Annotated in this window: 7 protein-coding genes; 4 read left to right on the top strand and 3 right to left on the bottom strand. The window is 62.9% G+C overall.

Annotated elements, in window-relative coordinates; genetic code table 11:
- Positions 1–201 precede the first annotated feature (201 nt).
- The 3 genes from acs (at position 202) to IRZ56_RS15165 (ending at position 6,052) form a co-directional block, all read left to right on the top strand.
- Positions 202–2,136 carry an acetate--CoA ligase gene (acs, locus tag IRZ56_RS15175; protein WP_196145672.1) on the top strand — a complete coding sequence of 645 codons (1,935 nt, stop codon included), beginning with the start codon at positions 202–204 and terminating at the stop codon, positions 2,134–2,136.
- A 30-nt stretch (positions 2,137–2,166) separates the two neighbouring features.
- On the top strand, positions 2,167–3,036 hold the full coding sequence (locus tag IRZ56_RS15170) for an oxygenase MpaB family protein (protein WP_196145671.1): 870 nt from the start codon (positions 2,167–2,169) through the stop codon (positions 3,034–3,036).
- A 79-nt stretch (positions 3,037–3,115) separates the two neighbouring features.
- Positions 3,116–6,052: a DUF748 domain-containing protein gene (locus IRZ56_RS15165; protein WP_196145670.1), complete on the top strand. Its 2,937-nt coding sequence runs from the start codon at positions 3,116–3,118 to the stop codon at positions 6,050–6,052.
- Between the two features lie 129 nt (positions 6,053–6,181).
- Here the strand turns inward: IRZ56_RS15165 and IRZ56_RS15160 are convergent, their stop codons facing one another.
- Complete coding sequence (locus tag IRZ56_RS15160) at positions 6,182–6,595, bottom strand: VOC family protein (RefSeq protein WP_084855470.1); 414 nt, start codon at positions 6,593–6,595, stop codon at positions 6,182–6,184.
- 60 nt (positions 6,596–6,655) lie between these two features.
- Here IRZ56_RS15160 and IRZ56_RS15155 point away from each other — a divergent pair, with 60 nt between their 5' ends.
- Positions 6,656–6,970, top strand: coding sequence for a putative quinol monooxygenase (locus tag IRZ56_RS15155; protein ID WP_196145669.1), 315 nt, complete (start codon positions 6,656–6,658; stop codon positions 6,968–6,970).
- 104 nt (positions 6,971–7,074) lie between these two features.
- Here IRZ56_RS15155 and IRZ56_RS15150 read toward each other — a convergent pair whose 3' ends face one another.
- Together IRZ56_RS15150 and pnp are read right to left on the bottom strand one after the other, a co-directional pair.
- Entirely contained in the window at positions 7,075–7,425 is a 351-nt protein-coding gene (locus tag IRZ56_RS15150) for a BON domain-containing protein (RefSeq protein WP_196145668.1), read from the bottom strand.
- Between the two features lie 255 nt (positions 7,426–7,680).
- A complete protein-coding gene (gene pnp, locus IRZ56_RS15145; protein ID WP_196145667.1) occupies positions 7,681–9,786 on the bottom strand; it encodes a polyribonucleotide nucleotidyltransferase in 2,106 nt (701 codons plus the stop codon).
- Positions 9,787–9,967 lie beyond the last annotated feature (181 nt).

Raw genomic sequence — 9,967 nt, 5'->3', positions numbered from 1 at the left:
GCTCCCACCCGCCCCGGTGCAGACTCGCACGTGTGGGAGCCGGCTTGCCGGCGATTGGGCCACAGCACCCCGGAACACCTTCGCAGGCTACACTGTCCAATCGAATAGCCGTTGCACCTCATCCTGCCGGCGATCATGTCATTGCCTTGCGTATCGGGATGTCGTGCAGTCCATCGCCCGACAAGAGCAGGACCACCCGCCATGTTCGATATCCGCGACTACCCCCAAGCCCTGGCCGTCAGCCAGTCTGCTCGCCTTTCCCTCGACCAATATCGCCGCCTCTACCGCCAGTCGGTCGAAGACCCCGACAGCTTCTGGGCCGAACAGGCCAAGCGCCTGGACTGGATCAAACCCTGGCGCCAGGTGCAGCAATGCGACCTTAATACCGGCGCGGCGCGCTGGTTCGACGGCGGCCAACTCAACGTCAGCTACAACTGCATCGACCGCCACCTGCCCACCCGAGGCGAGCAGACCGCGCTGCTCTGGGAAGGCGACGATCCTAAGGACGCCAAGGCGATCAGCTACCGCGAGCTGCATCGCCAGGTCTGCCGGCTGGCCAATGCGCTCAAGGCCCGGGGCGTGAAGAAAGGCGATCGGGTGTGCATCTACATGCCGATGATTCCCGAGGCGGCCTATGCCATGCTCGCCTGCGCACGTATCGGCGCCATCCATTCGGTCGTGTTCGGCGGCTTCTCGCCCGACGCCCTGCGTGACCGTATCCTCGATGCCGACTGCCGCACGGTGATCACCGCCGACGAAGGTGTGCGCGGCGGCAAGCGCATCCCACTCAAGCAGAACGTCGACAAGGCCCTGGCCAACTGCCCCAACGTGTCCACCGCGCTGGTCGTGCACCGCACCGGTGCCGATGTGGCCTGGAGCGAAGGGCGCGACCTGTGGTACCACGACGCCACGGAAAAAGCCGGTGACGATTGTCCGCCCGAGCCCATGGACGCGGAAGACCCGTTGTTCATCCTCTACACCTCCGGCAGCACCGGCAAGCCCAAGGGTGTGCTGCACACCACCGCAGGCTACTTGCTGCAGGCCGCGCTCACCTTCGAGGTGGTGTTCGACTACCGTGACGGCGAGGTGTTCTGGTGCACCGCCGATGTCGGCTGGGTCACCGGGCACAGCTATATCGTCTACGGCCCCCTGGCCAACGGCGCGATCTCGCTGATGTTCGAAGGCGTGCCCAATTACCCGGACAGCTCGCGCTTCTGGCAGGTGGTGGACAAGCACAAGGTGAACATCTTCTATACCGCCCCCACGGCCTTGCGCGCCCTGATGCGCGAAGGCCAAGCCCCCCTACAGGGTACGTCACGACAAAGCCTGCGCCTGCTGGGCAGCGTCGGCGAGCCGATCAACCCGGAAGCCTGGGAGTGGTACTTCGAGGCAGTCGGGCAGAAACGCTGCCCCATCGTCGATACCTGGTGGCAGACCGAGACAGGCGGCATCATGCTCAGCCCCTTGCCCGGCAACACGCACCTCAAGCCAGGGTGTGCCACTCAGCCGATGTTCGGCGTGCAACCGGTACTGCTGGACGAGAAAGGCAAGCTGATCGAAGGGCCAGGTGCCGGCCTGCTGGCGATCAAGGCCAGTTGGCCTGGGCAGATCCGCAGCGTCTATGGCGATCACCAGCGCATGGTCGATACTTACTTCAAACCCATGCCCGGCTATTACTTCACAGGTGACGGCGCCCGCCGCGATGCCGACGGCGACTACTGGATCACCGGGCGCGTGGACGATGTGATCAACGTCTCCGGCCACCGCATCGGCACAGCCGAGGTGGAAAGCGCGCTGGTGCTGCACGACAGCATCGCCGAGGCCGCTGTGGTGGGGTACCCTCACGACCTCAAGGGCCAAGGCATCTACGCCTTCATCACGCCCATGAACGGTGTTGCCCCGGACGACGCGCTCAAGGCCGAGCTGCTCGCCCTGGTCAGCAAGGAGATCGGCAGTTTCGCCAAACCGGAACTGATCCAATGGGCCCCGGCCCTGCCCAAGACCCGCTCGGGCAAGATCATGCGGCGTATACTGCGCAAGATCGCCTGCAACGAGCTGGACAACCTGGGCGATACCTCGACCCTGGCCGACCCAAGCGTGGTCCAGGGGCTGATCGACAAACGCCTCAACCAGTAGATGGCCGCCATGGCGGCCTGCAGGACCGCCATGGAAGCCCTACGCCGCCGCATCGAAACCCAGGTCATGAGCCTAACCGGGCTCGCCCTCGGCCAGCTCGACCTGGAATCGCCCAAGGGCGACCCGGGGCTGTTCGGCCCGCAGAGCGTCAGCTGGCAGGTGCATGGCGATTTTCCCAGCATGCTGGTCGGCGGCATCAGTGCGCTGATGCTGCAATTGCTGCACCCCTTGGCGCTAGCCGGCGTGTGGGACCATTCCAACTTCCGCCACGACCTGCTCGGCCGCCTGCGCCGCACCAGCCAGTTCATTTCCGGCACCACCTTCGGTTCGACCCGCGACGCCCAATGGCTGATCGACAAGGTCCGCACCATTCACCTGCAGGTGGTCGGCACCGCGCCCGATGGCCGCCCTTATGCAGCCAGCGACCCGGACTTGCTGACCTGGGTGCACGTCGCCGAGGTCAGCAGCTTCCTCGCCGCCCACCTGCGTTACCGCAACCCTGACCTGCCATGTGCCGACCAGGATGCCTACTACGACGAGATCGCCCTCATTGCCGAACGCCTCGGCGCCCGAGAGGTGCCACGCTCCTGCCAGCAGGTCGAGCACTACCTGCAGCGCATGCGCCCGCAGCTCCAATGCGATGCGCGCAGCCATGAAGTGATGAAGATCCTGCTCGACGCCCCCGCCCCCAGCCGCATGGCCGAGCCGGTGGGCAAGCTGATGCTCCACGCCGGCATCGACCTGCTGCCCGACTGGGCCCGCAGCCTGTTGGGCCTGAACCAGGGCCCGTTGCAGCAGCGCCTGATCCGCCTGGGCATCAAAGGGACCGCCCCCGTGCTGCGCTGGGCCATGCGCGACGGGTCCGCGCACCGCGCACGGCGACGCATGGGTATCGAATAGGGTATTTTGGTCGTTTCGTCGGAACCGTTTTAACGTGCCATACTCCAAGGCACCTCGCTTCAGACAGATGACGCCTTACATGCCCAAAGGATTGACTCGCGCCCTCGGCGCCTTGCTGGCCATCGTTGCCTCTTACAGCCTGCTCGGCTTTCTCATTCTTCCCGGTGTCGGCCTGCGTATCGCCAACCAGCAACTGGCGCAATACGCCACTGTGCCGGCGCACTTGCAGCGCATCGAATTCAACCCCTTCAGCCTGGAGCTGACGCTCTGGGGCCTGCAGATCGGCGAGCCCGGCAAGGAGCAGGTCGGCTTCGAACGCCTGTACGCCAACCTCTCGCTAGACAGCCTGTGGACCAAGGCCTTGCACCTGGATGCCGTGGAGCTGGACAAGCCACGCAACGAAGTGCTGTTCGCCAAGGACGGCACCCTCAACCTGACCCAGCTGTTCAAGCTGCCGGCCAGCGAGGCCAAGCCCGACGAGCCGCCCAGCGACCCCTTCCCACTGCGCATCGGTAGCATCAAGCTCAATGAAGGCTACCTGCATTTCGAAGATCTGCGCCCCAGCGAGCCCATCGAGTTCCTCTACGACTCCATGAACCTGGAGCTGAAGAACCTCAGCACGCTGCCCGACGACAACGCCGATATGACCTTGGTGGCCAACGGCCCCAACGGCGGGCGCATCGACTGGAAGGGCACCCTGAGCCTGGCCCCCATCGCGTCCGAAGGCACACTCAAGGTCACCGAAAGCCGGATGAAATCCTTCTGGCCCTACGTACGCGATGCCGTCCCGCTGGTGCTGGAAGATGGCGTGGTGAGCCTCGACACCCACTACAAGCTCAACCTCGCCAAGGAAACCGAGCTGCTGCTGGACAAGACGTCGCTGCGCATCGCACCGTTCGCCATCAAGGCCCCGGATGGCCGCCAGCTGGCTCGCCTGGCCAGCCTGGATGTCAGCGAGACGTCCATCGACCTGGCCAAGCAACAGGTGATCGTAGGCAAGGTCCGCAGTGAAAAGCTGGAAACCTGGGCCGCCGTGGAGCAGGATGGCCAGCTCGATTGGCAGAAGCTGTTCGCCAGCCAGCCGGCCAAGGCCACCCCGCAGGAAAAGGCCGAGCCCGCCGCCGCCGAACCGAGCGATAAGGAAAAAGCAGCCGAGGAACCGAGCAAGCCCTGGCAGGTGCTGCTCAAGGACGTACAACTGCGCAATTATCTGGTGCATCTGGCCGACCGTAGCCAGAAGGAGCCGGTGGCGCTGGATGTCGGCCCGCTCAACGTAGACCTGCAGAATTTCGACAGCCTCAACCAGTCGCCTTTCACCCTCAAGCTGGATACCGGCGTGGGCAAGCAAGGCAAACTGCAGGCGGCAGGCCAGGTCAACCTGGCCCCGGTCACGGCCAAGCTCGACGTCAGCACCCGTGACATCGACCTGCGCGTGGCCCAGGCCTATATCAGCCCGTATATCCGCCTGGAACTGCGCAGCGGCATGCTCGCCAGCGACCTTAAGGTCGAACTCAAGAGTACCGAGCCGCTGGCCTTCACCGTGGGCGGCAAGGCCCAGGTCAGCCAGTTGCATACCCTGGACACCATCAAGGACCGGGACTTCGTCAAATGGCAGCAACTGGACCTGAACGGCCTGTCCTATGTCCATGGCGACGCCCTGTCGATCGACAAGGTGAGCCTGCTGCAGCCCTATGCACGCTTCATCATCAACGAAGACCGCACCACCAACGTCGATGACTTGCTGATCCCACAACCGGCGGGTGCGCCGAGCAGCGGCCAGGCCAAGCCAGCCAATGCGAGCACTGAAAAGCCGCTGGGCATCCACATCGGCCAGATCGACATCAACGATGGTTCGGCCAACTTCGCTGACCTGACCCTCACGCCCAACTTCGCCACGGCGGTGCAGCAACTCAACGGCCAGATCGGCACCATCGACAACCGTAAGCCGGCGCCGGCCAAGGTGGACGTCAAGGGCAAGGTCGACCGTTACGCCCCGGTCACCATCAAGGGCGCGCTCAACCCGTTCAACCCTCTGGCGAGCCTGGACATCGCCACCAGCTTCAAACGGGTCGAGCTGACCACCCTGACGCCCTACTCCGGCAAATTCGCGGGCTTCCGCATCCGCAAGGGCCGGCTCAACCTCGACCTGCATTACCTGATCACCAACGGTCAGCTCAAAGCCGAGAACAAGGTGGTGGTCGAGCAGTTGCAGCTGGGCGAGAAGGTGGACAGCCCGGATGCCGTGGACTTGCCGATCCGCCTGGCGGTCGCGCTGCTCAAGGATACCGAGGGCAAGATCTCCATCGAGCTGCCGGTTTCAGGCGACCTGAACAACCCTCAGTTCAGTGTCATGCCGATCGTCTGGCAGACCCTGCGCAACCTGGTGCTGCGCGCGGCCCAGGCGCCGTTCAAGTTCATCGGTGGGCTCATTGCCGGCGGCGGCTCGCAAGACCTTGGCACCGTGAAGTTCGCCCCTGGTTCCAGCGAACTGAGCAGCGATGCTCAGTCGGCCCTGGACAAACTGGCAGCGGCCCTCAAGGAACGCCCGGAACTGCGCCTGGAAATCGAAGGCACCAGCGCCCAGAGCAGCGATGGCCCATTGATTGCCCAGCAACGCCTGGAGCGCGAATACCAGGCCACCTGGTACAAGATGCTCCAGCGCCGCGGTGACAAGGTGCCGGCCAACGCCTCGATGCTGGTGGTCGACGACAGCGACAAGCCGGCCATGCTCGAGGGTATCTATCGCAACCGCCTCAAGCAGCAGCCACCGGCCGAATGGCAGGAGCTCAGCCGCGACGAGCGCACCATCAAGTTGCGCGATGCGGTGATCAAGTCCTGGGCCGAAAGCGCGGCGCTGCTGCGTACCCTCGGCCAGGAACGCGCGAGCAGCATCAAGGATTACCTGGTGGACAAGGGCCAGTTGGAGGATGACCGGGTGTATTTCCTCGATACCACCCTGGGGCAGGCTGAAAGCGATGGCCAAGTCATTACGCCGATGCACCTGGATGCCGAGTAACGGGTAGACCATCGCCGGACAAATCCGCTCCTATAGAACCATTGTGCGAGGTTCCGTGGGAGCGGCGGCGATTCGATTTACGCGCCAGCGCAGCCCGAAGGGCCCCGCGATGGCGGATACCTGAATGAATCAGACCAGCCGTTGCCCGGACACCGCCGGGTGATACAGCGGCTGAACCTTGTTCCCCGCCGGGTCGAGCACATGGAAGCTGCGAGCCCCATCGCCATGGTCGAATGGGCGATCCAGCAGCGTCACGCCATGGGCCTTGAAATAGGCATACCAGGCATCCAGCTCCTCCACGCTATCGACGATGAACCCGTAGTGGTCCATGGTCTGCAACCCATTGGCCGCCCCTGCGGCACGCCCCAGGGACAGGTTGTCGTTACCGCAGGTCAGGTACACCAGATCTTCATGGGCACGGTGCAGCACCTCCATGCCGAGCAGGTCGACGTAGAAACGCTCGCACTCCTCCAGGTTCGGGACCAGCAGGGCAAGATGGCGCAAGCCATTCAAGCGGCCAGGGCGGACGGGTAGATCGGACATGAATTCGGCTCCTGCTATGTATACAATTTAAAGCCGAATTTAAAACAAAAGGATCGCCCTGTGTACAGTTTGTTCATCAAGACCCGCGTCAAACCCGGCAGCGCCGAAGCTTTCCTTTCTGCAATCAAGGTCAATGCCGCCGCCTCGGTCGCCAACGAGCCGGGTTGCTTGGTATTCGATGTGTCCCAGGACAGGGTCGACCCGGATGTGATCTATCTCTATGAGATCTATCGCGACGACGCGGCGTACGAGGCGCATACCCAGACGGCTCATTTCCGCGACAGCAGGCCGCTGGTCGAGCCATTGATCCTGGAGCAGGATTGCTTCGAAAGCGATGTAATCGCCTTCAACCCGGTGCGCCTGGGCGGGGAGTGAACGGGGGACGCGTTGCGCCCTTGTCGCAGCACAAGGCCGCTCCTACGAAGAGGAGCGGCCTGTGAGAAGGGGTGGCCAATTCCTTTTGGCCGACGGGACATCCCTTATTCGGTTTTCAGGCCATCAGCGGATACGTCCTGCACACCTTTGATCTTCTTGGTGATGGCGATCGCCTGCTCCTTCTGCGACTGGGTAATGGCCACATCGGACGACAGGGAGACCACGCCTTTGTTGGTCTCGACCTTGATATCGCTGCCAGGGATGCCTTTCTCTGTCATCAGGTCGGCCTTCACTTTGGTGGTGATCCAAGTGTCTTTGGTCTCTTCCTTGGCCTTGGTCATTTCACCGGCCGCCAGGGTCATTGGAGACTGGGCGGGTTGCTGGGCGAATGCCGCGTTTGCCATGGTCAGGGTCAGGGCGGTGGCAGTAGCGGCAGCAATGGCGAATTTCTTCATGTGAGTCACTCCTGTTGTTCGAAAGGCCTGCGCCGTCAGTCCTGGCGGCAGGTATGAATACCGTTGCACGCGCTGTGCCAGCTTTTCAAGTTCATAAAACCCTTTAAAATCAATTAGTTAAAAACAGTGGTAAGCAATTGCCATCGTGCAATTTGCAAGCCTGGGCAAATTCCTGCATGCAAGATGCAAGCGGGCAAAGTAAAAATCGAGGCGAAAAAAAAGGACTCCGAAGAGTCCTTTTTTCGCCTGCGGCGCTTAGACGCCGGAGGCTTTGGCCGCCGCCACGTCCTTGATCGACAGCTTGATACGGCCGCGGTTGTCCACGTCCAGTACCAGCACTTCGACTTCCTGGCCTTCCTTCAGTACGTCGGTGACTTTCTCCACACGCTCGTTGCTGAGCATGGAGATGTGCACCAGGCCGTCTTTGCCCGGCAGGATGTTGACGAAGGCGCCGAAGTCGACGATACGCTCGACCTTGCCCAGATAGATCTTGCCGATTTCGGCCTCGGCAGTGATGCCCAGAATGCGCTGCTTGGCAGCTTCTGCGGCTTCCTTGGTTTCGCCGAAGATCTTGATCGAGCCGTCATCTTCGATGTCGATCGAAGCCTTGGTTTCCTCGCAGATGGCGCGGATGGTGGCGCCGCCCTTGCCGATGACGTCACGGATCTTGTCGGTGTCGATCTTCATGGCCAGCATGGTCGGAGCGTTGGCCGACAGCTCGCTGCGCGACTGGGCGATGATCTGGTTCATCTGGCCGAGGATGTTCAGGCGCGCTTCCAGGGCCTGGCCCAGGGCGATTTCCATGATCTCTTCGGTGATGCCGTTGATCTTGATGTCCATCTGCAGCGCGGTGACGCCTTTGGCGGTACCGGCAACCTTGAAGTCCATGTCGCCCAGGTGGTCTTCGTCACCCAGGATGTCGGTCAGGACCGCGAACTTGTCGCCTTCCTTGACCAGGCCCATGGCGATACCGGCAACCGGCGCCTTCATCGGCACACCAGCGTCCATCAGGGCCAGGGATGCACCGCACACCGACGCCATGGAGCTGGAGCCGTTGGACTCGGTGATTTCCGAAACCACGCGGATGGTGTACGGGAACTCGTCGTCGCTCGGCAGCATGGCCTGGACGCCACGACGGGCCAGACGGCCGTGGCCGATCTCGCGACGGCCGGCGCCGCCCATGCGGCCGCACTCACCGACCGAGAACGGTGGGAAGTTGTAGTGCAGCATGAAGGCGTCCTTCTTCTCGCCTTCGAGGGTGTCCAGCAGCTGGGCGTCACGGGCAGTACCCAGGGTCGCGACAACCAGGGCCTGGGTTTCGCCACGGGTGAACAGGGCCGAACCGTGGGTCTTGGGCAGAACACCGACTTCGATGTTCAGCGGGCGAACGGTGCGGGTGTCACGGCCATCGATACGCGGCTTGCCGTTGACGATGTTTTCGCGGACGGTGCGGTATTCCAGCTCGCCGAAGATGTCCTTGATCTGGCCGGCGGTCGGGCCGGTTTCTTCGTTGGACAGGCGGGCGACGGCCTGGTCGCGCAGCTCGCCCAGACGGTTGTAGCGATCGGCCTTCAGGGTGATGGTGTAGGCCTGGGAGATAGCCTCGCCGAACTCGGCGCGCACCAGGTTCAGCAGCTCGGTATTGGCAGCAGGTGCCTGCCAGTCCCAGGTCGGCTTGCCGGCTTCGGCAGCCAGTTCCTTGACGGCCTGGATCACGGCCTGGAACTCGTCGTGGGCGAACAGTACGGCGCCCAGCATCTGGTCTTCGGTCAGTTCCTTGGCTTCGGACTCGACCATCAGCACGGCGGATTCGGTACCGGCGACGACCATGTCCAGGCTGGACGCCTGCAGTTGCTCGTAGGTCGGGTTCAGCAGGTAGCCGGTGCTTTCATGGAAGGCAACGCGGGCGGCGCCGATCGGGCCTTCGAACGGAATACCGGAGATTGCCAGGGCAGCCGAGGTACCGATCATCGCAGCGATGTCCGGGTCGGTCTTCTTGCTGGTGGAAACCACGGTGCAGACGACCTGCACTTCGTTCATGAACCCTTCTGGGAACAGCGGGCGGATCGGACGGTCGATCAGGCGCGAGGTCAGGGTCTCTTTCTCGGAAGGACGGCCTTCACGCTTGAAGAAACCACCCGGGATCTTGCCGGCGGCGTAGGTCTTTTCCTGGTAGTGAACAGACAGCGGGAAGAAGCCCTTGCCTGGATCGGCCTGCTTGGCACCGACCACGGTCACCAGCACGGTGACATCGTTGTCGACGGTGACCAGTACGGCACCGGTGGCCTGACGGGCGATACGGCCTGTCTCGAGAGTAACGGTCGACTGACCGAACTGGAACGTCTTGATTACCGGGTTCACGGTTTCCTACCTTTTTCAGTGGCTCTGGGGGGAACTTGTTCTTGCGAATTCTTGGGCAGAACGGGGAATCGGCCCCATTGACCGTCCAGATACAACACGAGGCTGGGAGCCTGGCCGCCGCGCGGAAAATCCGCTCAGCACAGCCAGGCTGCCAACCTCGGAGATACGCGTGGCGTGCCTG

It is taken from the genome of Pseudomonas guariconensis (genome assembly GCF_015680235.1).
Taxonomy (GTDB): Bacteria; Pseudomonadota; Gammaproteobacteria; order Pseudomonadales; family Pseudomonadaceae; genus Aquipseudomonas; species Aquipseudomonas guariconensis_A.
Note: the sequence above shows the minus strand (reverse complement) of the source record. Positions and strands in the feature narration are given on the sequence as shown.